Genomic DNA, 26,725 nt, shown 5'->3' on the forward strand with positions numbered 1-26,725 from the left:
CAGGCCGCCCCACCGGACCAGGCGTCCCCCACGGAACAGGCCGCCCCACCGGACCAGGCGCCTCTTCCGGATCAGGCCGTCCCGCCGGCACAGGACCCGCTCCTGGAGCAGGACCCGTTCCCGGGGCAGGCCGCCTCCCCGGATCAGGATCAGCCCACCCCGTCGGAACAGCCCGTCCTCCCCACACAGTCCACGCCACCCGAGCAGTCGCGGACCTGAAGCCCTCCTACGCCCCCAGGCTCCGGCGCCCCCACAGCGCCAGGCCCTTACGCCGCCGCACCCGCACCCTGGTCATCGCCGCCCCACAGGAGGTCGTAGCCTCCTTCGAGCCCGCCGCCGAGTCCGCCGACCCGGCGGCCCAGGAGCTGGCCGAGGCCGTCATCTCCACCATGTACGCCCCGGTCGTCGAGGTGCACCGGGTGACCGTCAAGCAGCTCGCTGTCCTGGAGCCCACCCTCGTCGAGACGATCGCGTGCATGGTCGGCGCCCTGCTGACCGAGGCACTCCACGAGACCGTCCACACGGTGGGCGTCCCGGAGGAGGCGGCCCGCGCCATGGCGCTCGGCCACACGCAGGTGGCACTGGCCAACACCCTCAAGGGGTCGAACCCGCTCTCCGACGCGTGCCTGATCGCGATGGACTACGGCCGCGAGTCGATCGTCCGCGACGACTGGAAGAACGTCTTCAAGGACGACGAACTCGACAAGGTCATCACGCGGATGCTCAAGATCAAGGAGATCAAGCGCCGACCCGGTCCTGACACCGGCGTCACCGCCAGGTTCTCCTACGAGGACGGGCCGGGCTCTCCCCCGGGGATGAAGGACCCGGCCCGTTCGCATGCCCCTTCGCCCGTACCGAAGTCGAGCCAGCCGGACTTGAATCCGTGCCAGTCCCCGTTCCCGTAGGAGTCGCTCTCCTCCCGGCTCACGGAGACCCCGCCGTCGTGCTGTCGACCGACACGTCGGACAACGACGCCGTCCCCGGTCGACTGAAGGACCTGGAGCTCGGCGCGGCCGTCGTGATCGGCGTCGGTGGCCCGCACCCCGGACACGAACGCCGAGTTCGGCATGCGGATGGTGCCGGTCCGGTCACTGCTCAGGTCGCGGGCGAGGGGACCGTAGTGCACCTCATGCGCCACCATGTTCTCCCGCAGGCTGTCGCCCTCGTCCTCCTGACTGTAGAAGAGGGCCAGATCGAGGTACCCGTCGCCGTCGAAGTCGCCGAAGGTCCCCCTTGTCTTCATGTCGGCCCTCGGCATCCCTCGCAGCTTCTGCCAGAACCCGCGGGCAGTGTCGACGCCGACAGTCGTGCGGTCGTCGCCGCTCCGGAAGACCACTGAGCCGGTGCCGTCGCGATCCGGGTCGAGGATCTCGTCCAGCCGCCCGTCCGCGTCCACATCGGCGCGCAGGGTACCGCTGTCGACGGCGCATATGGCCATGGGCTCATGACCACCAGGACCGGGTACGTCTCCCGCCATGAGCCACACACCTCCGGCGATCACGACGAGTCCGGATCCGGCAGCCGCGACGCCCCACCGCCGCCGGCGTCTGCCCTGTCGTACCCGTGACGCGAGCACAGGGTCGGACCAGGGTTGCTTCGGATCAGCAGAGAAGGACATGCCCGCACTCTAGGGCCGCCGAAACCCCCAACTCAGGCCGGACCAGCCGCACATCGCACGCGGCAAACCCCCGCGAGCACACCGCCCCCGGGGGCTCTGAGCCGATGGGAGGTTACGGACGCAAGAATCGGGCAAAACGCCCGCAGCCGCGTCCGTAACCTCCCCGCGGGGGGCGGGGCGGGGGGCGGGGCGGGCGGCGGGCGGGGCTACTTGGCCAGGACTGCGCTCATTACGTTCTTCGCGATCGGGCCGCCCAGGCCGCCGCCCGAGATGTCCGAGCGGGAGATGTCCATCGCGGTCGGGTCGATGAACACCGCGACCGCGACCGACCGGCCGTCGGCCTTCTTGCCGTACGAGACGAACCAGCCGTACGGGACTTCCTTGCTCACGTCGTCGCCGCGCTGCGCCGTGCCCGTCTTGCCGCCCACCGTCACGCCGTCGATCAGCGCGCGCTGCGCGCTGCCCTCCTTGGCGGTGAACTCCATCATCTCCTGCACCTTCTTTGCCGTCTCCTCGGAGACGGCCTCGCTCTTGAGCTGCGGCTGGTGCTTCTCCAGCGTGCTCAGGTCCGGGCCGCGCAGCTCGTCGACGATGTACGGCTGCATCAGCTTGCCGTCGTTCGCGAGGGCCGCCGTGACCATCGCCATCTGCATCGGGGTGCTCGTGAGGCTGCCCTGGCCCATGCCGGTGAGGGCGGTGCCGGGCTTGTCGAGCTTCTCGGGGTAGAGGCTCCGGCTGGCGAGCATGTCGCCGAAGGCGTCGGAGTAGACGTCCTCGTTGAAGCCGAACTTCTCGGCCGTCTCACGCATCCCCTTGTCGCCGACCTTGACGGCGGCGTCCAGGAAGACGTTGTTGCAGGAGTACTGCATGGCCGTCTTCATCGATGCCTTGTTGCACGTGGCGTCGCCCGCCTCGCTGCTGATCTTGCTCGTCGAGAGCGGCAGCGGGTACGGGGAGACCGCGTCGGTACGGGCGTCCACGTCCGTGACGACGCCGTGCTCCAAGGCCGCGGCGGCCGTGAGGATCTTGAAGGTGGAGCCGGGCGGGAAGGTCTCACGCAGCGGGCGGTTGGCCAGCGGCTTGCCCTTCTCGTCGACCAGCGCCTGGAACTTGTCGCCCTCCTTGAAGGAGTTGCCGGCGAAGACCGAGGGGTCGTACGAGGGGGTGGAGACCAGGGCGAGTACCTTGCCGGTCGACGGTTCGAGTGCGACGACCGCGCCCCGCGCGTCGAGGTCGGTCAGGCCCTTGTAGGCCGCCTCCTGCGCCTTCGGGTCGATGGTGGTGATCACGTCGCCGCCTCGTCGCTCCTCACCGGTGATGATGCCCTTGGCGTTCTGGAAGGCGAAGCGGTCGTCCTGGCCGCTGAGGATGCTGTCGTACGTCTTCTCCAGGAGGGACATGCCCTGTGCCTGGGAGGCGTAGCCGGTGACGGGGGCGTACATCGCGCCCTGTTTGAACGTCCGCTGGTACTTGAAGTCGGTCCCCTCGACCGCCTTCGACCCCGTGATGGCCTTGCCGCCGACGATGATGTCGCCGCGCGGGGTGGCGAACTGGGTGATCTTGACCCGCCTGTTGTGCTCGTGGCCGGCCAGCTCCTCGCTCTCGGCGTACTGAAGCCAGTTGGTCCGTATCAGCAGAGCCAGCATCAGCAGCCCACAGAATATGGCTATGTGCCGCAACGGCCTGTTCATCGTGCTCCCGCTCCCAGGCAGCCGAGCACACACGCACACGGGCCGCACCATCGATGTCCGGAGGTGATAGATGCGATTTTAGCGTTGATGGTTGCACCGGAGTCTCACCCCCGGCGGGACTCTCGGGTCTGTGGTCTCACAGATGGGCCGCGTACCCGTCCAGTGCGCGCAGCACCTCGGCCTCTCCGGCCGGTGGAAGTTGCAGAACGACCTCCTCCACGCCGAGGTCCGCGTAGTGGGCCAGCTTCCCCGGGGAGGGCAGGACGGCGTACGGCACCACCTGGAGATGCTCGGGGTCACGCCCCGCCTCCTCCCAGGCGGCGCGCAGCTTCGGGATGGACTCCGAGAGGCCGCGCCCGCCGATCGGCAGCCAGCCGTCCGCGTTCCCGGCGATCTGCGCGAACAGCTTCGGGCCTGCCGCCCCGCCGATCAGGGTGCGAGGGCCGTTCACCGGGCCACGCGGCCTCCGTACCGGCTTCGGATAGACCTGGCTCGCCCTGACCGAGCCGAACTCACCGTCGTAAGCCGTCGGTTCGTCCGACCAGAGGGCACGCATCAGGGCCAGCCGGTCGCTGCCGAGCGCGCGCCGGGTCGACCACTCCACGCCGTGGTCGGCGGCTTCCTCCACGTTCCAGCCGAAGCCGATGCCGAGCGTGAAGCGGCCGCCGGAGAGGTGATCGAGCGTGGCGGCCTGCTTCGCCAGATCGATGGGGTCGTGCTGCGCGATCAGCGTGATGCCCGTACCGACGTCGAGCCGCTCGGTGACGGCGAGGGCCTGCCCCAGGGCGATGAAGGGGTCGAGGGTGCGGCCGTATTCGGGCGGCAGCTCGCCGCCCGCCGGATACGGGCTCTCCCGGCTCACAGGGATATGGGTGTGCTCGGGCAGATACAGCCCCGAGAACCCCCGCTGCTCCAGCTCGCGCGCGAGCCGGACCGGCGTGATCGTCTCGTCGGTGAGGAAGATCGTTGTGGCGATCCGCATGCGAGGCACCTCCGTCGTCGTCGTGACGGGTCAACGGTAAGCGGTGCGGGGGTGCCGTCGGGTGCACTCGGCGGAGTCGCCCTTCCCCGTGGAGCCTCTCAGCCGCGTCCCCAACCTCACAGGGCAATACATCTAGGGCTTGCGGTAGAGCTCCTCGATCTCCGCGTCGTAGTCCCGCGTGATCGCGTCCCGCTTCAGCTTCAGCGACGGGGTGAGGTGGCCGCTCTCCTCGGTGAAGTCCTTCGGCAGCACCGTGAACTTACGGATGGACTCGGCGCGCGAGACGAGCCGGTTGGCCTCGTCGACCGCGCGCTGGAGTGTGCTGAGCAGCTCCTCGTCCTGGACGAGCTCACGCATGGGGACGGTCTCCTTCTTCCGCATCCGGCGCCAGTGCGCGAGGCCGTCCGGTTCCAGGGTGATGAGGGCGCTGATGAACGACCGGTTGTCCCCCACGACCATGCACTGGCTGACCAGCGGGTGGGCGCGCAGCCAGTCCTCGAGCGGGGCGGGGGCGACGTTCTTGCCGCCGGACGTGATGATGATGTCCTTCTTGCGGCCGGTGATCGTGAGGTAGCCGTCCTCGTCCAGATTCCCGAGGTCGCCCGTCGCGAACCAGCCGTCGTCGGGCCCCCGCGTGGCCTTGCCGAGCTCGGTGTCCCAGTAGCCGCGGAAGACCTGGCCTCCGCCGAGCAGCACCTCCCCGTCGTCCGCGATCCGCACGGCGGTGCCGGGCAGTGGCCAGCCCACCGTGCCCAGACGGGGTTTGAGGGGCGGGGTGACCGTGGCGGCCGCGGTGGTCTCCGTCAGGCCGTAGCCCTCGAAGATCTGGATGCCCGCGCCCGCGTAGAAGGCGGCGAGCCGGCGCCCCAGCGGGGAGCCGCCGCAGATCGCGTACCGGACGTGGCCACCGAGCGCCGCCCTGATACGCCGGTAGACCAGCGGGTCGTAGAGGGCGCGGGCGGCGCGGAGCCCCAGGCCGGGGCCGGGGCCCGTGCCGTGTTCGGCAGCCTCGACCGCCTCTCCGTAACGCTGCGCGATCCGGGCCGCACGGTCGAAGGACGAGGCGCGGCCCATCTTCTCGGCGGTGGCGCGGCCGGTGTTGTAGACCTTCTCCAGGACGTACGGGATGGCCAGCAGGAACGACGGCTTGAAGCCGGCCAGGTCCGCAAGCAGATCGTCGGTCTGGATGGACGGCGCGTGCCCGAGGCGTACGCGGGCGCGCATGCAGCCGATCGCGACCATCCGTCCGAAGACATGGGAGAGGGGGAGGAACAGGAGGGTGGAGGCCGGATACTTCGACACCGACTTGAAGACCGGGTGCAGCAGCTCTATGGCGTTGTCGACCTCGGCGAAGAAGTTTCCGTGGGTCAGGACGCAGCCCTTGGGGCGCCCCGTGGTGCCTGAGGTGTAGATGAGGGTGGCGGGGCTGTCCGGTTCCAGGGCGCCGCGTCGGGCGGCGACCACCGCGTCGGGTATGTCCTTGCCGAGCGTCTTCAGCCGGCCGATCGCCCCGGTGTCGAACTGCCACAGATGGGCGAGGTCCCCGAGCTGCTGCCGCTCCTGGCTGACCAGCCTGCCCTGCACCTTCGTCTCGACGGCGCAGGCGACGGCTCCGGAGTCCTGGAGGATCCAGCGCGTCTGGAAGGCCGACGAGGTGGGGTAGACGGGCACGGTGACCAGCCCCGCCGCCCAGGAGGCGAAGTCGAGCAGCGTCCACTCGTAGGTCGTACGGGCCATGATCGCGACCCGGTCACCGATCTGGAGACCCTCCGCGATCAGGCCCTTGGCGACGGCCCGTACCTCGTCGGCGAATTCGGCCGCGGTCACGTCCTGCCAGCCGCCGTCGTCCCGCTTACGGCTGAGGACCGGGTCGGACGGGGCCTGAGCGGCGTTGTCGAAGGGGATCTCGGCGAGCGAGCCCCGACGCACGGTCGGCGCGAACGGCGGCACGGAGACTTCCCGTACGGAGCCGTCGGCCGCCCTGATCCTGGTCGGCTCGACCAGGACCGGAGCGGAGGGTGTGGCGGATACGGCGGCGGGGGCGGGCGTGGACACGAGCGGCTCCTCGACATGGGGTCCGGCGCCGGCCCCGTCACTGGGGTTCCGGCGCCGAGGCGGCTGCTGCTGGATGCGCTGGGGCGTTCACATGCGGACGACGGACGAAGAACACACGGAGCCGCGGCGTACGGACCGGGCCAGCGACCGTGCGGTCAGCTCCGGGAGGGCATCAGGGGCCGTCAGGGGCGTTCCAGGATCGCGGTGACCCCCTGGCCGCCCGCGGCGCAGATCGAGATCAGGCCGCGGCCAGGCGCGTCCCGTTCCGCGAGGAGCTCGGCCAGGGTCGCGACGATCCTGGCACCCGTGGCGGCGAAGGGATGGCCGGTGGCGAGGGACGATCCGGCCACGTTCAGCCGGTCCCTGTCGACGGGGGCGAGCCCCTGCTTCTCCCAGGACGCCAGGGTGGCGAGCACCTGGGAGGCGAAGGCCTCGTGGATCTCGAAGAGGTCGAAGTCCTCCGTGGTCAGCCCGGCGCGCTCCAGCATGCGGGGCACGGCGTACGCGGGCGCCATCAGCAGCCCGTCCTCGCCGTTCACGTAGTCCACGGCGGCCGTCTCGTACAGCGACAGATACGCCAGCGGTTCGAGGCCGTGCTCCTCGGCCCACTCCTCGCTCGCCAGCAGCACGGTGGCCGCGCCGTCGGTGAGCGGGGTCGAATTGCCGGCGGTCATCGTGGCGTCGGGGTGATCGGCGCCGAACACCGGCTTCAGCGTGGCGAGTTTCTCCACCGTGGAGCCGGGGCGCAGATTCTGGTCGCGGTCCAGGCCGAGATACGGGACGACGAGGTCGTCCAGGAAGCCGCGGTCGTAGGCCGCGGCGAGCCGCTGGTGGCTGGTGGCGGCCAGCAGGTCCTGGTCCGCGCGGGCCACGCCCCACTGCCGGGCGGTGAGCGCCGCGTGCTCCCCCATCGAAAGTCCGGTGCGGGGCTCGGAGTTGCGCGGGATGTCCGGGACGAGGTGCCCGGGGCGCACGGCGGCCAGCGCCTTGATCCTCGCCCCCGTCGACCTGGCGCGGCGCGCGTCGAGCAGGATCCTGCGCAGCCGGTCGTTGACCCCGAGGGGTGCGTCGCTCGTGGTGTCGGCGCCGCCGGCGACGGCGGAGTCGACCGCGCCGAGCGCGATCTTGTTGGCCGCGGCGACGACGGCCTGGAGACCGGTGCCGCAGGCCTGCTGGATGTCGTACGCGGGCGTACGCGGGTCCAGGGCCGAGCCCAGGACGGTCTCGCGGGCCAGGTTGAAGTCCCGGCTGTGTTTGAGGACCGCACCGGCGACGAACTCGCCGACCTGCTGTCCCCGCAGACCGAAGCGCTCGACGAGCCCGTCCAGCGCGGCGGTCAGCATGTCCTGGTTCGACGCCTGTGCGTACGGACCGTCGGAGCGTGCGAACGGAATACGACTGCCACCGATGACCGCGACCCGGCGCGGCTGTGGAAGTGCGAGGGGAATCAACTCGACCAGCTCATCTCGACAACTCCTGACCCTTGAGTAACCTTACTCAGGAGTAAATCTACGACCGAGCAGGAGTCCAGACAATGGCCGATCGCTATCTGCACTTCACCGGCACCGCACCCGGCCGCTTCCTGAGCCGCAGGCTCGGCCTGCCGCAGCCCGCCCCGCTGCGCCGCTGGACACTGGAAACCCCGTCCCTCGACGGGCCGTTGCTCCACCTCACCGCGGGGAGGTCCGCCCACACCGACACGCTCGGCCCGGTGCTCGCCGCGACCGGCCTGAAGGTCACGGAGCAGGCCGAACGCCCGGCCGCCGTCGTGCTGGACGCCACCGGCGTCACCACGGCCGCCGGTCTCGCCGACGTACACGCCGCTCTCCACCCCGTCGTACGGTCGCTGGCCGGCGGCGGCCGCATCGTCGTCCTCGGCACCACGCCGTCCCCCGACGACCACCACCAGGCGGCTGCCCAGCAGGCACTCGAAGGGTTCGTACGTTCGCTCGGCAAGGAGATCGGGCGCGGCTCCACCGCGCAGCTGCTCCGGCTCGCCCCAGGGGCTGACGCCGCATCGGCCGAATCCACCCTCCGCTTCCTGCTGTCACCGCGCTCCGCCTACATCAGCGGCCAGGTCGTCGAGCTCACCACGGACGCACCCGGCGAGGTCGCCGACTGGGCGGCGCCGCTGGCCGGGCGCACCGCCCTGGTCACCGGTTCGGCACGCGGCATCGGCGCGTCCGTCGCCTCCGTACTCGCCAGGGACGGCGCCCAGGTGATCTGCCTGGACGTCCCGGGGGCCCAGGAGGAGCTGGTCCGCACCGCCGACCGGCTCGGCGCCACCGCCCTGCCGCTGGACATCACCGCGCCGGACGCCGCCGATCTGATCGCCGCCGCCGTCCCCGACGGCCTCGACATCCTCGTCCACAACGCGGGCATCACCCGGGACCGCCGGCTCGCCAACATGCCGGCCGACCGCTGGGCCTCGGTCATCGACGTCAACCTCGACAGCGTCCTGCGCACGACGGACGCCCTCATCAAGTCGGGCACCGTGCGCCGCGGCGGCCGGATCGTCGCCACCGCGTCCATCGCCGGAATCGCGGGCAACAACGGCCAGACCAACTACGCGGCCAGCAAGGCCGGCATCATCGGCCTCGTCCGCTCCCTGGCCCCGCGCGCCGCCGCCGAGCACGGCATCACCGTCAACGCCGTCGCGCCCGGCTTCATCGAGACGAAGATGACGGCCGCCGTGCCGCTCTTCATCCGGGAGGCGGGACGCCGGATGAACTCCCTGTCCCAGGGCGGCCTTCCGGTCGACGTCGCCGAGGCCACCGCCTGGTTCGCCCAGCCGGCGTCCGGTGCGGTCAACGGCCAGGTCGTACGGGTCTGCGGCCAGAGCCTGCTGGGGGCGTGACCCATGACCACCCTGGGTCTCTCCCTCGTCCGAGGAGCCGTCACCTCGCCGTTCAAGCGGGCCGGGCGCCCCGGCGCCACCCTGCCCACCGGCCGCGAGGTGCTCCCGGCCGGCCGCATCGCCCCCGGGCCCCTCGCCGCGTACAACAGGATCTGCGGCTTCGCGGAGTCGGGCGCGCTGCCTCTCACCTACCCGCATGTCCTGGGCTTCCCCCTCGCCATGCGGCTGATGACGGGCCGCGCCTTCCCGCTGCCGGTGCTGGGGCTGGTCCACACCTGGATCGAGATCACCGGGCACCGGCCGCTCCGTCCGACGGACGAGCTCGGCATCACCGTGTACGCGGACGAGCTGACCCCCCACCGGCGCGGCACGGAGGTCACGGTGGTGACCGAGGCCCGGATCGCGGGCGAGCTCGTCTGGGAGTCGCGCAGCGGCTATCTGTCCCGGCACGAGACCGGAGCACAGGCCGACGCGCCTTCCTCACCGCCGCCCCAGGAGCTGCCCGCCGTCGCCGAATGGCGGCTGCCCGCCGACCTCGGACGGCGGTACGGGGCCGCTTCGGGCGACCGTAACCCCATCCATCTGCACCCCGTGACGGCACGGCTCTTCGGCTTCCCCCGGCACATCGCACACGGCATGTGGACGGTCGCCCGCTGCCTCGCGGAGACCGGAAACGGGAGCGAAGCCGCCGGTCAGGGCCGGATCAGCTCGGTGCGGGCGGACTTCAAGGCGCCCGTCCTGCTGCCCTCCACCCTCACGTACGCCACCGACGGCACCGACTTCCAGGTGCGCGGCGGTGACCGGATCCACCTCACGGGAAGGGCCGAGAGGTTCAAGCCCTAACCCCGGGACTGCCACCCACGGCCGTGCATCAGGTTCTCCAGGCCCGCCCACGAGAAGTTCATCAGGGTGGCGGCTGCCTCCTTGGCCGAGACCCCGGGAGTGACGTTCGCCCACCCGGCGAGCGCCTCCGCCGCCCCCACCAGCGCCTGCGCGAGCCCCTCCACATCCCGGTCGGGCAGCGCGGGATCGCTGTGCGCCTCACGCGCCGCCGCCCCGATCAGACCCGTCACGAACGCAACGATCTCCTTACGCAGCGCCCCCACCTCGCTGACGAACGGCTCCCCGTGCGAGCTCGCCTGCTGGTGCAGCACCGCCCAGCCGTCCGGGTTCTCCGCGGTGTGGGTGAAGAACGCCCGCAGCCCCGCCCATAGTTGCCGGTCAGCCGGAATCCTCGGGTCCACCGCCGACTGCACGGCCTCCACCAGCGCTTTCGCCTCGCGGCGAATACACGCGGTGAAGAGCTCCTCCTTGGAATTCAGATACAGATAGACCAAGGGCTTGGACACACCGGCCAGTTCCGCGATCTCGTCCATCGAGGCGGCCCGGTACCCGCGCTGTCCGAAGGTCCGCACGGCCGCATCCATCATCTGCTGCTCACGCACCGCGCGCGGCATCCGTTTGCTCTTCACTGCACCCACGTCAGACATCCCTCCCGCCCCCTCTGCGCTACTCCTCGGCAAGAGTACGGCGCGCCACCATCCGCCGTCGTACGGACCGTGAACGGCCTGGGCACGATGGCCGGTAGTGGTCCGTCCGAGAGCCCATCGCGGGGTCGGTGCCCGTACGCCCCTGGTACCGCACCGGCTCCTTCCCGGGGCTGACGCCCTCGACGGGCCCTGCCACCTAGTGTCCTGCCATGACCACGAGACCCCGCAGACGGACGGCCGTCGCCGTCCTCTCGGCCACGCTCCTGCTGGCCGCACCCGTCGCCACCGCCCAGGCGGCCTCAGCCTCACCGGCAACGGCGGCGTCCGCGTCGACAGCCTCCGCCACGCTCGAACTGCCCCGCCCGACGGGCCCGTACAGCGTCGGCACCGAGATCCTGCACCTCACCGATCACGGCCGCCCCGACCCGTGGGTGCCGGAGGCCGGGGACCGCGAACTGATGGTGTCGCTCCACTACCCGGCCCGTACGGGCAGCGGGAGCGCCCTCGCTCCGTACATGAGCACCGAGGAGGCCCGGCTGATGCTGGCGTCGCGCGGGCTGGACGACGTCGTGCCCGCCTCCGTGGTCAGCTCCGCCTCCACCAACGCCCGTACGGACGCCACCGCCGCCCGGGGCAGGTTCCCCCTGGTTCTGCTCTCCCCCGGCTTCGGCACGCCCCGGGCCACACTGACCTCCCTCGCCGAGGACCTCGCGAGCCGCGGTTATGTCGTGGCGAGCGTCGACCACGCCTACGAGAGCACCGGGACCGCTTTCCCCGGCGGGCGGGTCCTCACCTGCGCGGCCTGCGACGTGGCCGAGGCTGCGCCGGACGACGAGGCCGAACGGGAGGTGCTGAGGACCGTCTCCACCGGACGGGCCACCGACCTCTCCTTCGTGCTCGACCGGCTGACCGGCCCCCGGCCCGCCTGGAAGAACTCCCGCATGATCGACCAGCAGCGGGTGGCCGCCGCCGGCCACTCCATCGGCGGCAGCGCGTCGGCGTCCACGATGCTCGCCGATTCCCGCGTCGACGCCGGGATCAACATGGACGGCACCTTCTTCGAACCGGTCCCCGCGTCCGGCCTGGACGAGCGCCCCTTCCTGATGCTCGGCACCGACGCGGACCACGCCCCCGGCAGCCTCGACACGTCCTGGGACGAGGGCTGGCAGCGGCTGGACGGCTGGAAGCGCTGGCTGACCGTCAAGGGCTCGGGGCACTTCACCTTCACGGACACCCCGGAGCTCGGCGAGCAGCTCGGTCTGCCGACGGACCCCACGGCCCCGCTCTCCGGAGAGCGGTCCACACGGATCACCCGTGACTACGTCGCGGCCTTCCTCGACCAGCATCTGCGCGGCCGCCACCAGCCCCTGCTCGACGGCCCCACCTCCGGCAACCCCGAGGTCGTCTTCCAGAACCCCTGACGGCCCGGCACACACGAGGGCGCCCCCGGACGCGGAGTCCGGGGGCGCCCTCGTGTACGTGAGGGAGCGAGGGTCAGGCCGCGACGGGGACGCCCTTCGCCTCCGCCTCGTGTGCCTCGGGCTCCTCGATCGGGGAGGCCGACGCCGAGTCGTACGCGTCGTGGTCGAGGATCTTCTCGCGGGCCGAGACGAGGACCGGAACCAGAGCCTGGCCCGCCACATTGGTGGCCGTCCGCATCATGTCCAGGATCGGGTCGATGGCCAGGAGCAGGCCCACGCCCTCCAGCGGGAGGCCCAGCGTCGACAGGGTGAGGGTCAGCATGACCGTGGCGCCGGTGAGACCGGCGGTGGCCGCCGAGCCGATGACCGAGACGAAGGCGATCAGGATGTAGTCACCGATGCCCAGCTGGACGTCGAAGATCTGCGCGATGAAGATCGCCGCCAGCGCCGGGTAGATCGCGGCGCAGCCGTCCATCTTGGTCGTGGCGCCGAACGGCACGGCGAAGGAGGCGTACTCCTTCGGGACGCCGAGGCGCTCGGTGACCTGCTGGGTGACCGGCATGGTGCCGACCGAGGAGCGGGAGACGAAGCCCAGCTGGATCGCGGGCCAGGCGCCCTTGAAGAACTGCAGCGGGCTGACCTTGGCGACCGTGGCGAGCAGCAGCGGGTAGACGCCGAACATCACCAGGGCGCAGCCGATGTAGACGTCGGCCGTGAAGGTGGCGTACTTGCCGATCAGGTCCCAGCCGTAGTCGGCGATGGCGTAGCCGATGAGACCGACGGTGCCGAGCGGGGCGAGGCGGATGACCCACCACAGGGCCTTCTGGAGGAGCTCCAGGATCGACTCGCTGAGGGTGAGGATCGGCTTGGCCTTGTCACCGAGCTGAAGCGCGGCGATACCGGCGACGGCTGCCATGAAGACGATCTGCAGGACGTTCAGTTCGGTGAACGGGCTGATCACGTTCTCCGGGATGATGCCGGTGAGGAAGTCCAGCCAGGAGCCCGCGCCTTCGGGTGCGGCGCCGTCCTTCGGGGTGAGGCCGGTGCCGGAGCCCGGGTTGGTGATCAGGCCGATCGCGATGCCGATGGCGACCGCGATCAGTGAGGTGATCATGAACCAGAGCAGCGTGCGGGTGGCCAGCCTGGCGGCGTTGTTGACCTTGCGCAGGTTGGTGATCGACACCAGGATCGCGAAGAAGACCAGGGGCGCGACGGCCAGCTTGAGCAGCTGGACGAAGATGTGGCCGACCTTGTCGAGCGTGGTGTAGAGCCAGGCGACGTCGTAGCTGCGGGTGATCCAGCCGAGCAGGACACCGAGGACGAGACCGGCGACTATCTGCATCCAGAACGGGATGCTGGGCAGGCGGAAGCCGGAACCGGACGGCTTGTCGGCCTCGGTCTCGGCGGTGGGCGCGGGATTCGCGGACACGGGCACACTCCAGATGTGACGCATCGGGACGTACGGGACAGACGTACGGTCATGCGGTCGAACAGGGGGACGGGGGTGCGGCGTCCGCGTCAAAGGCGGTGCCGCTGCATGATGCCGGTTCAGACGTTGCGGCAACAGACCGCGGACATACAGCGGCAGAGATCGACGTGCAGGCGCATCACGAGCGGGACGCTCACGGCGTGATGGGTGCGCACTGCAGTAATCATGTCGAATACGTTAACACTGCAACTTTGAGAACCTCAAAGGTCCGCTTCTTGATCATTTTTGTCCGAGATCCACCCTTCGCACAGCTCGACGCCCCCGATCGCCCCCAGACACGCAGAAACCCCGGTACGGGAGCGACTGCTCCGGTCCGGGGCTTCGTCTGTACGGGGTGCGGGTGTGAGGAACCTTACGCGGCGCCTACGCCGGCCGGTCGCTACTGGGTGACGCTGTCCTCGCGGGTGCGGTTCTCCTCGAGCCTGGTCCTGGTCCGGTCGACCGTCGTGATGATCTGCTCGGACATCTCGTCGCGCTGCTTGCGCAGCAGGATGAAGCTGAGGGGCGCGGAGAGCACCAGGCCGAGGAGGATGACCCAGACGACGTTGGAACCGCCGACACCGGCGGGGAGCACGCCGAAGTGGACGGCCACGCCGGAGACGAAGAAGCAGCCGACGAAAATCAGCAGACGCATGGCGGTGTACCGGATCGTTGCGCTCGGCTTGGCAGCGGACACGGCTGGCCTTCTCTCTACGTCCGACGTTCCTGCGGTCGTGCAGTCTGGGATCCTGCCCGACCAGTGAAGCATGCCCCGAATTCGATCACTTCGCAGGGTTGCCCCGCGACCCGCGTTCGACCTGGGTACGCCCCGCGAACGCTCCTACCTGTAGAGCGGGAGCAGCATGATGACGTCGTCGCGGTCGTCGCCGTCGGCGACCCGGATGGCGTTCGGCACCCGGCCCACTTCCTTGTATCCGCAGGAGGCGTAGAAGCGGTCGGCCCCGGTGCCACCGCGGCAGGTGAGCCGGATGGCCTCGATGCCCTCGATCTCCAGGGCGGCGTCGGCCGTGGCGGCCATCAGCGCGCGCCCGTAGCCCTTGCCCTGGTGGCGGGGGTGGACCATCACCGTGTAGGCGCCGATCCAGTGCCGCATGAGCCGGTGGGTGTTGTGGGTCAGGAAGGCGGTGGCGGCCACGGCGCCGCCCTCGTCCCGCCCGACGACCAGGCGGGTGCGGCCCTCGGCCAGCCCGGCGAGGTGTTTGACCAGCTCCGGCCTGACGTCGCCCGAGGTGACGGGCGGCAGGAAGCCGACGGCACCGCCGGCGTTGCTGACGTCGACCCAGAGCGCGGTGATGCCGTCCCGCAGGTCTCGGTCGAATGCGGGATCCACGTCGAATGTAAGCGCCATACAGGCAGATTAACCATTACGGAATGCCTGGTTCAACTCGCGTCCAGCACGCGAGAAAGCCCCGGCCGGGGGACGGCAGGCCGGGGCTTTCGGACAGGGACTCCCCGCTGCCGGGGCGTCGTACGAGCGTGGGGCCTCAGACGCGCATCGGCTGCGGCGTCTCGCGCCGCCCGGCGTCAGGACCCGGGTACTCGCGCAGGATCTCGTACCGGGTGTTGCGCTCGATGGGCCGGAAGCCCGCGTCCCGGATGAGCTCCAGCAGGTCCTCGCGGCCGAGCTTGTTCGGGGTGCCGTAGTCGTCCGCGTCGTGCGTGATCTTGTACTCGACGACCGAGCCGTCCATGTCGTCGGCGCCGTGCTGGAGGGCGAGCTGCGCGGTCTGCACGCCGTGCATCACCCAGAAGACCTTGACGTGCGGGACGTTGTCGAAGAGCAGCCGCGAGACCGCGAAGGTCTTGAGCGCCTCCGCACCGGTCGCCATCGACGTACGCGCCTGAAGGGTGTTACGGACCTTGCCGTCCTTCATGTCCACGAAGTCGTGCTGGTAGCGCAGCGGGATGAAGACCTGGAAACCGCCGGTCTCGTCCTGCATCTCCCGCAGCCGCAGCACGTGGTCGACGCGGTGACGGGGCTCCTCGATGTGCCCGTACAGCATCGTCGCCGGGGTCTTGAGACCCTTCTCGTGCGCGAGACGGTGGATGCGCGACCAGTCCTCCCAGTGGGTGTTGTGGTCGACGATGTGCTGGCGGACCTCCCAGTCGAAGATCTCCGCGCCACCGCCGGTCAGCGACTCGAGACCGGCCTCGATCAGCTCGTCGAGGATCTCGGAGGCCGAGAGCCCCGAGATCGTCTCGAAGTGGTGGATCTCCGTCGCCGTGAACGCCTTGAGCGCCACCTCCGGCAGGGCTTCCTTCAGCGCGCTGAGCGAGCGCGGGTAGTAGCGCCACGGCAGCGTGGGGTGCAGCCCGTTGACGATGTGCAGCTCGGTGAGGTTCTCACCCTGCATCGCCTTCGCGAGACGGACGGCCTCCTCGATGCGCATCGTGTACGCGTCCTTCTCGCCCGGCTTGCGCTGGAACGAGCAGTACGCGCAGGACGCGGTGCACACGTTGGTCATGTTGAGGTGCCGGTTGACGTTGAAGTGGACGACGTCGCCGTTCTTCCTCGTCCGCACCTCGTGGGCCAGCCCGCCGAGCCAGGCGAGGTCGTCGGACTCGTAGAGCGCGATCCCGTCCTCGCGGGTCAGCCGCTCGCCGGCCCGGACCTTCTCCTCCAGCTCGCGCTTGAGTCCCGCGTCCACTAGGGCGCCTCCATGTCTCTGTGCAGTCGTTGCGGCAGCCACGGTACTCCCCCGTCGTCCGAGCCCGGGCACCCCCGTCGCGGCACCACGTCACTCCTCCTCGGGAAGCTCTCCGACCCGGTTCTCCCACTTGGTGGAGAGCACGACCGTCGTACGGGTCCTGGAGACCCCCCGGGTGCCGCTGAGCCGCCGGATGGTCCTCTCAAGACCGTCCACATCGCCGACCCGCACCTTGAGCATGAAGGAGTCGTCGCCCGCGATGAACCAGCAGTCCTCGATCTCGGCGAGGTCCTTCAGCCGGTGCGCGACGTCCTCGTGGTCGGCGGCGTCGGAGAGCGAGATGCCGATCAGCGCCGTGGCGCCGAGCCCCAGCGACGCGGCGTCGACGGTCGCGCGGTAGCCGGTGATGACACCGGCGGTTTCCAGCCGGTTGATGCGGTCGGTGACGCTGGGCCCGGAGAGTCCGACGAGCCGCCCCAGCTCGGCGTACGAGGCCCTGCCGTTCTCCCTGAGGGCCTGGATGAGCTGCCTGTCCACCGCGTCCATATGACTGAAACCTTCCATTGTTCAGCAGTACCGCGAGCTTACGTGTAGAATCTAAGGCACGACAGGGTCAAACCCTGCAAATCTTTCTCATCATCCAAGAAACGCTTTCGAATCTTCAGGAGTGAACTTCACCGTGTACTCGATCGAGATGGCCTACGCCCGGATGCGCGAGCTGCAGGACCTGGCCAACCGCTCGCGTGCCCACCAGCCCGCCGCCGCCCACCGCGTGGACCGCACCCGTGCCCCGCGCATGACCAGGAAGAAGCGCTGACCCCACCGGTTCAGCCACGGGAGGCGCCACCGAGCTCCCCTTCCCACCTGCGGTACAGCTGGTGCGGCACCCCCGCCGCGTCCAGCACCCGCCCGGCGACGAAGTCCACCAGGTCCTGGATGTGCGTCGCACCCGCGTAGAACCCCGGAGAGGCGGGCAGCACCACGGCGCCCGCCTCGTCGAGCGCGACCATCTGCTTCAGCGTCTGACCGCTGAGCGGCGTCTCGCGCACGGCCACCACCAGTTTCCGCCGCTCCTTGAGCGTCACGCTCGCGGCGCGCTGCAACAGATCCTTCGACAGCCCGAGCGCCACCCCGGCCACGCACGCGGTCGACGCCGGGACGATCAGCATCCCCTTCGCCGGATACGACCCCGATGACGGGCCGGCCGCCAGATCGCCGGCCGTCCAGTGGCGCACACCGTCGATGTCGGGCCGGAACGTGTCCGGCTTCCCGTCCGCGCCCCGCGCCAGCCAGCCGCGCAGATCCTCCTGCCAGTGGGCGTCACGGAAGGCGATCCCCGTCTCGTCCAGGAGCGTCAGCCGTGAGGCACGGCTGACCACCAGGTCGACGCTCTCCCCCGCGGCCAGCAGTCCGCGCAGCACCGAGGCCGCGAAGGGTGTGCCCGAAGCACCCGACACCCCGACAATCCAAGGCCTGCGCTCCTGCTGACTCATCGAAATCCCGGCTGTCACACCGCCGAGCCTATCCGGCACCCCCCTACAGGAACCGAGCCAGGGGCTCCGGACGTTGCAACGGGTGAGGGAACAGCCATGGACAGGGGGTGACCATGACGGGCACGCATCCGACCGCCACCGCACGGGCCGTCACGGCCGGCGCGGTCATGGTCGCCTGGATCGCGCTGCTGTGGCTGCTGGAAGGCATCGACGTGGCGACGGGCCATTCGCTGGACAGCCATGGCGTCAGCCCCCGCGATCCCGCCGAGCTGGCCGACATCGTGCCGTCCGCGTTCCTGCACAGCGGCTGGGACCATGTCGCGTCCAACAGCGTCCCGCTGCTGGTCCTCGGCTTCATCGCAGCGCTCGGCGGGATACGCAGGTTCGCCGCCGTGGTGCTCGTCGTGATCGTGACAGCCGGCCTCGGCGTCTGGCTCACCGCACCGCCGAACACCGTGACGCTCGGCGCGTCCGGTGTGGTCTTCGGTCTCTTCGGCTATCTGCTGGTCCGCGGCTTCGTGGACCGGCGCCCGTTGGACATCGTCGTCGGCGTGATCATCGCCGCGGTCTACGGCTCCCTGCTCTGGGGCGTGCTGCCGACGGACTCCGGCATCAGCTGGCAGGGCCATCTCTTCGGCCTGACAGGCGGGGTGGCGGCGGCGTTCGCCTTCCGCCGTCCCCGCCGTCCGCAGGAGCCGGGGCCCTACGTCACGGTGTGAGGCCCCGCACCAGGAGATCGAGCAGCGCACAGGCGAAGAGCGCGATACCGATGAAGCCGTTGACCGAGAAGAAGGCCCGGTTCAGCCGCGACAGGTCGTGCGGCCGCACGACCCGGTGCTCGTACACGAAGGCCACGGCGACGATCACCATGCCGATCCAGTAGAAGAGCCCCGCGTCCGTCGCCAGTCCGAACCACACAAGGAGGCCGGTCGTCACCACATGGCAGACCCGCGCGCCCCACAGCGCGGCCGGGATCCCGAAGCGCGCGGGGAAGGAGAGCACCCCGTGCGCCCGGTCGGCCCGGACGTCCTGGCAGGCGAAGATCAGGTCGAAACCGCCGATCCAGATGCCGACGGCCAGCCCCAGGATCACCGCCTCCCACGACCAGCTCCCGGTCACCGCCAGCCAGGCGCCGATCGGCCCGATGGCCTGGGCGAGACCCAGGATCGCGTGCGGGAAGTTCGTGAACCTCTTGCCGTACGGATAGACGACCATCGGCACGACCGCGACCGGCGCCAGCGCCAGACACAGCGGGTTCAGCAGGGCCGCGGCGCCCAGGAAAACGACGACCGCCACGATCGCGCCGGTCCACGCCGACTTCACCGTGACCGCGCCGGTCACCAGCTCCCGGCCCTCCGTGCGCGGATTACGGGCGTCGATCTCCCGGTCGATGATCCGGTTGGCGGCCATCGCGAACGTACGCAGCCCGACCATCGCCACGGTCACGAGCAGCAGCCTGCCCCAGTGGAACGTGCCGTCCAGCCGGAACATCGCGGTCAGCGCGGCGATGTAGGCGAAGGGCAGGGCGAAGACCGAGTGCTCGATCATCACCAGCCGCAGGAACGCGCGGGGCTTGCTGCGCGACTGCGGCACAGCGGCGGCTGAGGCGCTCACAGGCCCCACCCGTTCCAGCAGCGGTCGACCGGCTCACCTCCGCGGCTGCGGAGAATACCCGCCGCCGCTGCTCCTTCATCCAGTATCGCCCTGACTGTCACAGTCCATATTCCTTCCATCGTCGCGTCACCCGATCGGATGTCTCCGGGTCGGACTCGACCATGGCAGGCCAGCCGCCGTCCCGGGTGTAACCCTCCTCGGGCCACTTCCTCGTCGCGTCGATCCCCGCCTTGCCGCCCCAGAACTGCTGGTAGGAGGCATGGTCGAGATGGTCGACCGGGCCCTCGACGACGGTGAGGTCGCGGGCGTAGTCCGTGTTGCCCAGCGCCCGCCAGGAGACCTCGTGCAGATCGTGGACGTCGCAGTCGGAGTCCACGACCACGATCAGCTTCGTCAGCGACATCATGTGGGCACCCCAGACGGCACTCATCACCTTCTGGGCGTGCTTCGGGTACTTCTTGTCGATCGAGACGATCGCGCAGTTGTGGAAGCCGCCCGACTCCGGCAGGTGGTAGTCCACGATGTCCGGAACGATGATCTTGAGCAGCGGCAGGAAGAACCGCTCGGTGGCCCGCCCCAGCGGACCGTCCTCGGTGGGCGGCCGGCCGACGACGATCGACTGGAGCAGCGGACGCTTCCGCATCGTCACACAGTCGATCTTCAGCGCGGGGAAGGGCTCCTGCGGGGTGTAGAAGCCGGTGTGGTCACCGAACGGACCCTCGGGCAGCATCTCGCCCGGCTCCAGCCATCCCTCGATGACGACCTCGGCCTGCGCCGGCACCTGGAGCGGGACGGTCTTGCAGTCGACCATCTCGATCCGCTTGCCCTGGACGAAGCCGGCGAAGAGGTACTCGTCGATGTCCCCGGGCAGCGGCGCCGTGGAGGCGTACGTGACCGCGGGCGGCGCGCCGAACGCGATGGCGACGGGCAGCTTCTCACCGCGCTTGGCCGCGACCTGGTAGTGGTTGCGGCTGTCCTTGTGGATCTGCCAGTGCATCCCGATGGTGCGCTTGTCATGACGCTGGAGCCGGTAGAGCCCGAGGTTCCGGATCCCCGTCTCGGGGTCCTTGGTGTGGGTGAGGCCCAGGTTGAAGAAGGAGCCGCCGTCCTCGGGCCAGGTGAAGAGCGCGGGCAGCTGCTCCAGGTCCACGTCGTCGCCGGTGAGGACGACCTCCTGGACGGGCGCGCTGTCGGACTTCACCTTCTTCGGCGGCAGGTGCGTCACCGAGCCGAGCTTCCCGAAGGCCTCGCGGATCCCGACGAAGCCCTGCGGCAGCTCCGGCTTGAGCAGGCCGCCGATCCGGTCGCTGATCTCGGCATAGGACTTCAGCCCGAGTGCCTTGAGCAGCCGCCGGTCGGTCCCGAAGACGTTCATGGCCAGGGGCATGGACGCCCCCTTGACGTTCTCGAACAGCAGGGCGGGCCCGCCCGCCTTGTTCACCCGGTCGACGATCTCGCCGACCTCCAGATACGGGTCGACCTCGGCCTTGATGCGCTTGAGGTCACCCTCGCGCTCCAGAGCCCGGAGCAAGGAGCGAAGATCGTCGTAAGCCATAAGGTCAAGTATCGGACACCCGCTACCCTGGGCCCATCACCGGGGGCTGTCCATGCGCCTCGTCACCTCACTTCGGGGGATCTTCCACGATGCTCAGGGCCCTGATCTACATCCTGCCGCTGGCGCTGACGATCTTCGCCTTCATCGACTGCCTGAACACGCCCGAGAAAGAGACGAAGCACCTGCCGAAGATCGCCTGGGTCTTCATCATCCTGCTGTTCTGGGTGGTCGGGCCGGTCGTCTGGCTGGTCGCCGGCAAGGTGCGCGCCGTGCCGGGCGGTGGATTCGGCCGCCGCACCACCTGGGTGGCGCCCGACGACAACCCGGACTTCCTGAGGTCACTGAAGGACGAGGACAAGAAGGAGCCCGGCAAGGGCGACGGTCCCGCCGCGCCCTGAGCTCACCCCGCCGCGCCCTGAGCTCACGAGGACAGCAGTCGCCCCAGCCGGTCGAGCAGGGGCAGCAGGGCGGCGCGTTCCTGGGCGGTGAGTGCCTCCAGGGCGCCGTGCACCACGCGCATCTCGGCGCGGATCCGGTGCGCCAGCTCGGTGCCCTCCTCCGTACGGGCGGCCACCTTGGAGCGGCGGTCGTCGGGCGCCGGGGTGCGTGTCACCAGGCCACGGGCCTCCATGCGGCTGATGAGCCCGGTCGCGTTGGACGCGTCGCACACCAGATGACCGGCCAGCGCGCTCATGGGCATGGGCTCATGAAGAGCGATCAGCGCACGGGCCTGGGAGGTGCTGAGACCGTGCCGGCCCGCGACGGCGGTGAGGTCGTCGTGATGCCCGCGGACCACGACGGCGAGGGGTTCCAGCAGTTCGTCCGGAGTAGGGACGGCGCGGGGTGCCGGTTCCGTCGCCATGGTCGGTCATCCTTCGTTCGGTACCGTTACATGAACAGTATTGCTTGAGGATATCAAGCTTCAGGTTCTCGCAGGGAGCACACCATGCCCTCCGTACTCTTCGTCCTCACCGGTGCCGACCACTGGACCCTCAACGACGGCACCACCCATCCCACCGGCTTCTGGGCCGAGGAACTCGCCACCCCGCACCGTGTCTTCACCCAGGCAGGCTTCGACATCGCCTTCGCCACCCCCGGCGGGGTCGCCCCCACCGTGGACCCTGCCAGCCTCACCGCCGAGTACAACGGCGGCCAGGACCAGGCCGACGCCGTGGCCTCGTACCTCGCCGCCATCGACGAGACGCTCCGCATCCCCGCACGGCTGGAGGACACCGTGCCCACCTCCTACGACGTCGTCTTCTACCCGGGCGGCCACGGCCCCATGGAGGACCTGGCCGTCAACGAGGCGTCCGGACGGCTGCTCACCTCGGCGCTTGACTCCGGCACCCAGGTCGCCGTGCTGTGCCACGCCCCCGCGGCCCTGCTGCCGGCCAGGCGCGAGGACGGCAGCTGGCCGTTCGCCGGCTATCGCATGACCGGCTTCAGCAACGCCGAGGAGACCCAGGGCGGCCTGGCAGACAAGGCGCCCTGGCTGCTCGAGGACCGTCTCGTCGAGCTCGGCGCCGAGTACGCCGCCGCCGAACCGTGGTCGTCGCACACCGTGCACGACCGCACTCTGCACACCGGTCAGAACCCCGGCTCCTCCGAACAGCTGGCCCGCGAGATCGTGGCGGCCCTGTGAGCGCCGCCGGGACCACGCCGGAGACCCCCGCAGAGATCGTCGCCCGGCTCCGCGCCGCCTTCAGGACCGGCCGCACCAGGGATCTCTCCTGGCGCACGGAGCGGCTGACGCGGCTGCGCGCCCTGCTCACCCAGCGCGGCGACGAGCTGGCCGACGCGCTGCGGGCCGACCTCGGCAAGAGCCGTAAGGAGTCATACCGCACCGAGATCGACTTCACGGTCCGCGAGATCGACCACACCCTGGAACGCCTCGCGGGCTGGCTGGAGCCCGAGCCCGCCCCCGTACCCGAGGTCCTGGCCGGGGCGAGCGCCCTGACCGTGCAGGACCCGCTCGGTGTCGTGCTCGTCATCGCGCCCTGGAACTATCCGGTGCAGCTGCTGCTCGCCCCGGTGGCCGGCGCGCTCGCGGCCGGCAACACCGTCGTCGCGAAGCCCAGCGAGCTGGCGCCCGCCACCTCGGCGGCCCTCGCCCGGCTGCTGCCGGAGTATCTGGACGCCGACACGCTCGCCGTGGTGGAGGGCGGGGTCCCGGAGACCACCGCGCTGCTCGCCGAGCACTTCGACCACATCTTCTACACCGGCAACGGCACGGTCGGCCGCATCGTGATGGCCGCCGCCGCGAAGCACCTCACGCCGGTGACGCTCGAACTGGGCGGCAAGTCGCCCGTGTTCGTCGACCGAGGCACCGACCTGAAGACGGTGGCCGCCCGTCTCGCCTCGGGGAAGTTCCTGAACACCGGCCAGACGTGTGTCGCCCCCGACTACGTCCTGACCGACCCGGAGACCGCGCCGGCCCTGGCGAACGCCCTCGCGGAGGCGGTCGAGGGGCTGTTCGGGCAGGACGCCTCCACCAGTCCCGAGTACGGCAGGATCGTCAACGAGCGGCACTTCGACCGGCTGGTGGGCCTGCTGGACTCCGGGCGTACGGTGACGGGCGGCGCCCACGACCGGGACACGAAGTACATCGCGCCGACGGTGCTGGCCGATGTCTCCCCGGACTCCCCCGTGATGCGGGAGGAGATCTTCGGACCGGTCCTGCCGATCCTCACCGTGGACGGCCTCGACGAGGCCATCGGCTTCATCAACGACCGGGACAAGCCGCTGGCGCTGTACGCGTTCACGCGGTCCGCCGCCGTACGGAGGCGGCTGCTGACCGAGACCTCGTCGGGCGGAGTCGGTATCGGCCTGCCGCTGGCCCATCTGACCGTCTCGGACCTGCCGTTCGGCGGGGTCGGCGAGAGCGGCATGGGCAACTACCACGGCCGCTACTCCCTGGAGACGTTCAGTCACCGCAAGGCGGTCCTGGACACCCCGCTGGGCTGAAGCCCGTACATGCCGGGAGGGCGCGACCGCACCGAAGCGGTCGCGCCCTCACGTATGTGCCGGTCAGACTCCGGCGTAGGAGTGCTTGCCGGTGACGAAGATGTTCACGCCGTAGTAGTTGAAGAGCCAGCAGCCGAAGGCGACGAGCGCCAGGTAGGCGGCCTTGCGGCCCTTCCAGCCGGCCGTCGCGCGGGCGTGCAGGTAGGCGGCGTACGCGACCCAGGTGATGAAGGACCAGACCTCCTTGGGGTCCCAGCCCCAGTAGCGGCCCCAGGCGTCGCCCGCCCAGATCGCGCCCGCGATGATCGTGAACGTCCACAGCGGGAAGACGGCGGCGTTGATGCGGTACGAGAAGGTGTCCAGGGTCTTCGCCGCGGGCAGCCGATCCATGACCGAGGTGGCGAACCTCCCGGGCGTCCCACCGCCGGCGACCTTGTTCTCGTAGCTGTCGCGGAAGAGGTAGAGCAGGGTGCCGACGGCGCCGAGGAAGAAGACGGCGCCGCAGATGATGGCGGTGGAGACGTGGATCCACAGCCAGTAGGAGTGCAGGGCGGGCACCAGCTGGTCGCTGTCGGTGTAGAGCGTCGTGGTCGCGATGCCGAGGTCCAGCAGGACCACGGTGACCAGGATCAGGCCGATCCAGCGGACGTTCTTCTTCAGTGCGAGCAGGACGAGGTACGCGCCGACCGCCACCGTGGAGAAGGTGATCGAGAACTCGTACATGTTGCCCCAGGGGGCCCGCTGCACCGACAGGGCGCGTGCGACGACGCCGCCCGCCTGGACGGCGAAGGCCAGGACGGTCAGGGAGACCGCGATCCGCCCCCACAGGTCGCCCTTGAAGGTGCCGCCCGCCGCTCCGGGGCCGTCGGGGACGTCACGGGTGCCGGCGGCGGACCGGGTCACGACCTTGGGGCGTTCCAGCACCGTGGTGCCGCCGCCCTGCGCGACCCGGGCCTGCTCCGTCGAACCGGCGGCGGCCGAGTCGTTCAGCGCGGCGGCCGTGCGGCCGACCTTGCTGCGGCTGCCGAACACCCACTCGGCGATGTGCGCGAAGAAGGCCAGGGTGTAGACGGCCATCGACGAATAGATCAGCGTGTTGCTGGCGTTCGCCAGGTTCTCGTTCGTTGCGGCGGCGAGATTCACTTCTCAGCCCCTTCGGCAGGTGCTTCGGCAGGTTGTCCGGGCTCGGTCTCGGGCTCGGAGTCGGGCACGGGTGCGGTCGGTGCCACGGTGTGGAGAGCGCCCGCGAGGGCGGTCAGCTCCTCGGGAAGCTTCGCGGACTCGCTGCGGCCGAGGCCCGCCATCTCGACGACGGTGACGCCGTCCGTTCCCCGTACGGCCCGCACCCACACCCGGCGGCGCTGGATGAAGAGCGAACCGGCGAGCCCGATGACGGCGGCGACGGCGCCGGTGAGCGCCCAGCCGCTCGCGGGCTGGCGCGAGATCTGGAAGCTGGCCCACTCCTCGATGCTCTCGAAGGTGATCGAGCCGGCGCCGTCGGGGAGCTTCATGGTCTCGCCGGGGCGCAGCCGCTTCTTCAGCTGGTCCCCGTTGCTGTCCTTGAATTCCTTCATCTTGGACGTGTCGAGCTGGTAGACGTTCTGCGGGAGTCCCGAGTCGACGCCCAGGCTGCCGTAGTAGCCGTTGAGCGCGAGGACCGGGTAGTCGAGGCCGGGGTACTGCGAGAACATCGTCCCCTGGCCGCTGCCGGCGAACGTCGGTACGAAGAACGCCTGGAAGCCGAGCTGGCTCCGCTTGCCGTTCTTGTCCTTGTAGCCGTCCATCACCTTGATCGCACCGGTCGATGTGACGTTGTTGTCGATGGGGAGCAGCGGCACCGAGCTCTTGTAGACCTCCTTGCCGCTGCCGTCCTTGACCGAGATGACCGGGGCGTAGCCGTGGGCGTTGAGGTAGACCTTCGTGCCGTCGACGACGAGCGGCTTGTTGACCTCGATGACCTTCTTCTTCGTCTTCCCGTCCGCGCCCTCGGCGTACGTCACCCTGGCCTCGTAGGTCCGGGGGGTGCCGCGCTGGGGGCCGCTGCGCTCGTACGTGCCGACGAAGTCCCGCAGGTCGAAGCTGAAGGGGGTGAGGTCGTCGGTGTCGAAGAGCGAGCCGGACTTGAAGTCGTCGTACTGGGTGATCGTGTTGGCGAACCCGTCGCCCTCGACGACGAGCTTGCCGCCCTCGGACTTGAAGAGCTGCCCGCCGGCGAACGCCGTCAGCATGACGATCAGCGCGATATGGAACAGCAGGTTCCCGGTCTCGCGCAGATAGCCCTTCTCCGCGGACACCGCGTCACCGGCCATGTGCGCGCGGAAGCGCCGCTTGCGCAGGATGGCGAGCGAGGCCTCATGGACCTGCTCGGGCTCGGCGTCGGTGCGCCAGGTGGTGTACGCGGGCAGCCGGGTCAGCTTCTTCGGTGCGCCGGGCGGCCGTCCGCGCAGCTGTCCGACGAACTGCCCGGTGCGCGGGACGATGCAGCCGATCAGCGAGATGAACAGCAGGATGTAGATCGCGGAGAACCACACCGAGCTGTAGACGTCGAAGAACTGGAGCTTCTCGTAGACCGGGCTGACCGTGGTGTGGGCGTCCTTGAAGGTCTGCACCTTCAGTTCGTCCACGCTGTTCTGCGGGATCAGCGAGCCGGGGATGGCGCCGAGCGACAGCAGGAAGAGCAGGATCAGCGCGACCCGCATCGAGGTGAGCTGCCGCCAGAACCAGCGGGCCCAGCCGATGACGCCCATCGCCGGTACGGACGCGGCGGACTCTTCCCGCGGGGCGGTGGAGAGCTGCTCCCCGGCCTGGCCGAGGTCGCGCTCGTCCGTGGTGTTCGTGTTGCTCATCA

General features: G+C 70.0%; 25 protein-coding genes and 1 pseudogene. 9 read left to right on the forward strand and 17 right to left on the reverse strand.

The window, feature by feature from the left end; translation table 11 throughout:
- Nucleotides 1–293: 293 nt before the first annotated feature.
- Nucleotides 294–746: pseudogene (locus AB0C75_RS13005) on the forward strand (phosphogluconate dehydrogenase C-terminal domain-containing protein); the annotation flags it as partial.
- Between the two features lie 38 nt (nt 747–784).
- Here the strand turns inward: AB0C75_RS13005 and AB0C75_RS13010 are convergent.
- From AB0C75_RS13010 to AB0C75_RS13030, 5 genes are all read right to left on the reverse strand, one after another.
- On the reverse strand, nt 785–1,618 hold the full coding sequence (locus AB0C75_RS13010) for a hypothetical protein (RefSeq protein ID WP_362889986.1): 834 nt from the start codon (nt 1,616–1,618) through the stop codon (nt 785–787).
- A gap of 206 nt (nt 1,619–1,824) precedes the next feature.
- On the reverse strand, nt 1,825–3,309 hold the full coding sequence (locus AB0C75_RS13015) for a penicillin-binding protein 2 (protein WP_362889988.1): 1,485 nt from the start codon (nt 3,307–3,309) through the stop codon (nt 1,825–1,827).
- 136 nt (nt 3,310–3,445) lie between these two features.
- On the reverse strand, nt 3,446–4,291 hold the full coding sequence (locus AB0C75_RS13020) for an LLM class F420-dependent oxidoreductase (protein ID WP_362889990.1): 846 nt from the start codon (nt 4,289–4,291) through the stop codon (nt 3,446–3,448).
- Nucleotides 4,292–4,423: 132 nt separating this feature from the next.
- Nucleotides 4,424–6,346 carry an AMP-dependent synthetase/ligase gene (locus AB0C75_RS13025; RefSeq protein ID WP_362889992.1) on the reverse strand — a complete coding sequence of 641 codons (1,923 nt, stop codon included), beginning with the start codon at nt 6,344–6,346 and terminating at the stop codon, nt 4,424–4,426.
- Nucleotides 6,347–6,528: 182 nt separating this feature from the next.
- Nucleotides 6,529–7,806, reverse strand: a complete 1,278-nt coding sequence (locus AB0C75_RS13030; RefSeq protein ID WP_362890093.1) for an acetyl-CoA C-acetyltransferase — start codon at nt 7,804–7,806, stop codon at nt 6,529–6,531.
- Between the two features lie 74 nt (nt 7,807–7,880).
- Between AB0C75_RS13030 and AB0C75_RS13035 the strand changes: the two genes are divergently transcribed.
- Together AB0C75_RS13035 and AB0C75_RS13040 are read left to right on the forward strand one after the other, a co-directional pair.
- Entirely contained in the window at nt 7,881–9,203 is a 1,323-nt protein-coding gene (locus AB0C75_RS13035) for a 3-oxoacyl-ACP reductase (RefSeq protein WP_362889994.1), read from the forward strand.
- Between the two features lie 3 nt (nt 9,204–9,206).
- The gene (locus AB0C75_RS13040; RefSeq protein ID WP_362889996.1) at nt 9,207–10,046 is read left to right on the forward strand and encodes a MaoC/PaaZ C-terminal domain-containing protein; all 840 of its coding nucleotides are present in this window, start codon (nt 9,207–9,209) and stop codon (nt 10,044–10,046) included.
- On the opposite strand, the gene AB0C75_RS13045 is transcribed toward AB0C75_RS13040, so the two are convergent.
- Complete coding sequence (locus AB0C75_RS13045) at nt 10,043–10,684, reverse strand: TetR/AcrR family transcriptional regulator (protein ID WP_362889998.1); 642 nt, start codon at nt 10,682–10,684, stop codon at nt 10,043–10,045. The two genes, AB0C75_RS13040 and AB0C75_RS13045, sit on opposite strands and share 4 nt — an antisense overlap.
- Before the next feature lie 218 nt (nt 10,685–10,902).
- Between AB0C75_RS13045 and AB0C75_RS13050 the strand changes: the two genes are divergently transcribed.
- Nucleotides 10,903–12,114, forward strand: a complete 1,212-nt coding sequence (locus AB0C75_RS13050; protein ID WP_362890000.1) for an alpha/beta hydrolase — start codon at nt 10,903–10,905, stop codon at nt 12,112–12,114.
- A 73-nt stretch (nt 12,115–12,187) separates the two neighbouring features.
- Here AB0C75_RS13050 and AB0C75_RS13055 read toward each other — a convergent pair whose 3' ends face one another.
- The 5 genes from AB0C75_RS13055 to AB0C75_RS13075 form a co-directional block, all read right to left on the reverse strand.
- Nucleotides 12,188–13,543, reverse strand: coding sequence for a dicarboxylate/amino acid:cation symporter (locus AB0C75_RS13055; protein WP_362890002.1), 1,356 nt, complete (start codon nt 13,541–13,543; stop codon nt 12,188–12,190).
- A 439-nt stretch (nt 13,544–13,982) separates the two neighbouring features.
- On the reverse strand, nt 13,983–14,279 hold the full coding sequence (locus AB0C75_RS13060) for a DUF4229 domain-containing protein (RefSeq protein ID WP_362890004.1): 297 nt from the start codon (nt 14,277–14,279) through the stop codon (nt 13,983–13,985).
- 144 nt (nt 14,280–14,423) lie between these two features.
- Entirely contained in the window at nt 14,424–14,951 is a 528-nt protein-coding gene (locus tag AB0C75_RS13065; RefSeq protein ID WP_362890006.1) for a GNAT family N-acetyltransferase, read from the reverse strand.
- A gap of 136 nt (nt 14,952–15,087) precedes the next feature.
- Nucleotides 15,088–16,251: an aminofutalosine synthase MqnE gene (mqnE, locus tag AB0C75_RS13070; protein ID WP_362890008.1), complete on the reverse strand. Its 1,164-nt coding sequence runs from the start codon at nt 16,249–16,251 to the stop codon at nt 15,088–15,090.
- 90 nt (nt 16,252–16,341) lie between these two features.
- A complete protein-coding gene (locus tag AB0C75_RS13075) occupies nt 16,342–16,797 on the reverse strand; it encodes an Lrp/AsnC family transcriptional regulator (RefSeq protein WP_362890010.1) in 456 nt (151 codons plus the stop codon).
- Between the two features lie 121 nt (nt 16,798–16,918).
- Between AB0C75_RS13075 and AB0C75_RS13080 the strand changes: the two genes are divergently transcribed.
- Nucleotides 16,919–17,068, forward strand: a complete 150-nt coding sequence (locus tag AB0C75_RS13080; RefSeq protein ID WP_362890097.1) for a hypothetical protein — start codon at nt 16,919–16,921, stop codon at nt 17,066–17,068.
- 10 nt (nt 17,069–17,078) lie between these two features.
- Here the strand turns inward: AB0C75_RS13080 and AB0C75_RS13085 are convergent, their stop codons facing one another.
- The gene (locus AB0C75_RS13085) at nt 17,079–17,744 is read right to left on the reverse strand and encodes a UbiX family flavin prenyltransferase (RefSeq protein WP_362890095.1); all 666 of its coding nucleotides are present in this window, start codon (nt 17,742–17,744) and stop codon (nt 17,079–17,081) included.
- A 113-nt stretch (nt 17,745–17,857) separates the two neighbouring features.
- On the opposite strand from AB0C75_RS13085, the gene AB0C75_RS13090 reads away from it, so the two are divergent.
- On the forward strand, nt 17,858–18,463 hold the full coding sequence (locus AB0C75_RS13090; protein ID WP_362890012.1) for a rhomboid family intramembrane serine protease: 606 nt from the start codon (nt 17,858–17,860) through the stop codon (nt 18,461–18,463).
- Here AB0C75_RS13090 and mqnP read toward each other — a convergent pair.
- Entirely contained in the window at nt 18,453–19,358 is a 906-nt protein-coding gene (mqnP, locus tag AB0C75_RS13095) for a menaquinone biosynthesis prenyltransferase MqnP (protein WP_362890014.1), read from the reverse strand. The two genes, AB0C75_RS13090 and mqnP, sit on opposite strands and share 11 nt — an antisense overlap.
- Before the next feature lie 97 nt (nt 19,359–19,455).
- The gene (locus tag AB0C75_RS13100) at nt 19,456–20,913 is read right to left on the reverse strand and encodes a menaquinone biosynthesis decarboxylase (RefSeq protein ID WP_362890016.1); all 1,458 of its coding nucleotides are present in this window, start codon (nt 20,911–20,913) and stop codon (nt 19,456–19,458) included.
- An 89-nt stretch (nt 20,914–21,002) separates the two neighbouring features.
- Here AB0C75_RS13100 and AB0C75_RS13105 point away from each other — a divergent pair, with 89 nt between their 5' ends.
- Nucleotides 21,003–21,311 (forward strand): PLD nuclease N-terminal domain-containing protein, encoded by a 309-nt coding sequence (locus AB0C75_RS13105; protein ID WP_362890018.1) that lies wholly within the window; start codon nt 21,003–21,005, stop codon nt 21,309–21,311.
- A 23-nt stretch (nt 21,312–21,334) separates the two neighbouring features.
- Here AB0C75_RS13105 and AB0C75_RS13110 read toward each other — a convergent pair whose 3' ends face one another.
- Nucleotides 21,335–21,775 carry a MarR family transcriptional regulator gene (locus tag AB0C75_RS13110; protein ID WP_362890020.1) on the reverse strand — a complete coding sequence of 147 codons (441 nt, stop codon included), beginning with the start codon at nt 21,773–21,775 and terminating at the stop codon, nt 21,335–21,337.
- A gap of 84 nt (nt 21,776–21,859) precedes the next feature.
- Between AB0C75_RS13110 and AB0C75_RS13115 the strand changes: the two genes are divergently transcribed.
- On the forward strand, nt 21,860–22,555 hold the full coding sequence (locus AB0C75_RS13115; protein ID WP_362890022.1) for a type 1 glutamine amidotransferase domain-containing protein: 696 nt from the start codon (nt 21,860–21,862) through the stop codon (nt 22,553–22,555).
- Nucleotides 22,552–23,877, forward strand: coding sequence for an aldehyde dehydrogenase family protein (locus tag AB0C75_RS13120; protein ID WP_362890025.1), 1,326 nt, complete (start codon nt 22,552–22,554; stop codon nt 23,875–23,877). Before AB0C75_RS13115 ends, AB0C75_RS13120 begins: the two co-directional genes overlap by 4 nt.
- Before the next feature lie 63 nt (nt 23,878–23,940).
- Here the strand turns inward: AB0C75_RS13120 and ccsB are convergent, their stop codons facing one another.
- Both ccsB and AB0C75_RS13130 read right to left on the reverse strand, forming a co-directional pair.
- Nucleotides 23,941–25,020 (reverse strand): c-type cytochrome biogenesis protein CcsB, encoded by a 1,080-nt coding sequence (gene ccsB, locus AB0C75_RS13125; RefSeq protein ID WP_362890027.1) that lies wholly within the window; start codon nt 25,018–25,020, stop codon nt 23,941–23,943.
- Nucleotides 25,017–26,723, reverse strand: coding sequence for a cytochrome c biogenesis protein ResB (locus tag AB0C75_RS13130; protein WP_362890029.1), 1,707 nt, complete (start codon nt 26,721–26,723; stop codon nt 25,017–25,019). The genes ccsB and AB0C75_RS13130 overlap by 4 nt, the downstream gene beginning before the upstream one ends.
- Nucleotides 26,724–26,725 lie beyond the last annotated feature (2 nt).

The organism is Streptomyces sp. NPDC048565, from assembly GCF_040650935.1.
GTDB lineage: Bacteria > Actinomycetota > Actinomycetes > Streptomycetales > Streptomycetaceae > Streptomyces.

Excerpts from the sequence above, each read along its gene's own strand:
- AB0C75_RS13040 (WP_362889996.1), top strand. The coding sequence starts at position 9,207 with ATGACCACCCTGGGTCTCTCCCTCGTCCGAGGAGCCGTCACCTCGCCG.
- AB0C75_RS13065 (WP_362890006.1), bottom strand. The coding sequence starts at position 14,951 with ATGGCGCTTACATTCGACGTGGATCCCGCATTCGACCGAGACCTGCGG.
- AB0C75_RS13110 (WP_362890020.1), bottom strand. The coding sequence starts at position 21,775 with ATGGCGACGGAACCGGCACCCCGCGCCGTCCCTACTCCGGACGAACTG.
- AB0C75_RS13105 (WP_362890018.1), top strand. The coding sequence starts at position 21,003 with ATGCTCAGGGCCCTGATCTACATCCTGCCGCTGGCGCTGACGATCTTC.
- AB0C75_RS13015 (WP_362889988.1), bottom strand. The coding sequence starts at position 3,309 with ATGAACAGGCCGTTGCGGCACATAGCCATATTCTGTGGGCTGCTGATG.
- AB0C75_RS13020 (WP_362889990.1), bottom strand. The coding sequence starts at position 4,291 with ATGCGGATCGCCACAACGATCTTCCTCACCGACGAGACGATCACGCCG.
- AB0C75_RS13035 (WP_362889994.1), top strand. The coding sequence starts at position 7,881 with ATGGCCGATCGCTATCTGCACTTCACCGGCACCGCACCCGGCCGCTTC.
- AB0C75_RS13115 (WP_362890022.1), top strand. The coding sequence starts at position 21,860 with ATGCCCTCCGTACTCTTCGTCCTCACCGGTGCCGACCACTGGACCCTC.
- AB0C75_RS13100 (WP_362890016.1), bottom strand. The coding sequence starts at position 20,913 with ATGGCTTACGACGATCTTCGCTCCTTGCTCCGGGCTCTGGAGCGCGAG.
- AB0C75_RS13010 (WP_362889986.1), bottom strand. The coding sequence starts at position 1,618 with ATGTCCTTCTCTGCTGATCCGAAGCAACCCTGGTCCGACCCTGTGCTC.
- AB0C75_RS13075 (WP_362890010.1), bottom strand. The coding sequence starts at position 16,797 with ATGGACGCGGTGGACAGGCAGCTCATCCAGGCCCTCAGGGAGAACGGC.
- AB0C75_RS13090 (WP_362890012.1), top strand. The coding sequence starts at position 17,858 with ATGACGGGCACGCATCCGACCGCCACCGCACGGGCCGTCACGGCCGGC.
- AB0C75_RS13130 (WP_362890029.1), bottom strand. The coding sequence starts at position 26,723 with ATGAGCAACACGAACACCACGGACGAGCGCGACCTCGGCCAGGCCGGG.
- AB0C75_RS13085 (WP_362890095.1), bottom strand. The coding sequence starts at position 17,744 with ATGAGTCAGCAGGAGCGCAGGCCTTGGATTGTCGGGGTGTCGGGTGCT.
- AB0C75_RS13050 (WP_362890000.1), top strand. The coding sequence starts at position 10,903 with ATGACCACGAGACCCCGCAGACGGACGGCCGTCGCCGTCCTCTCGGCC.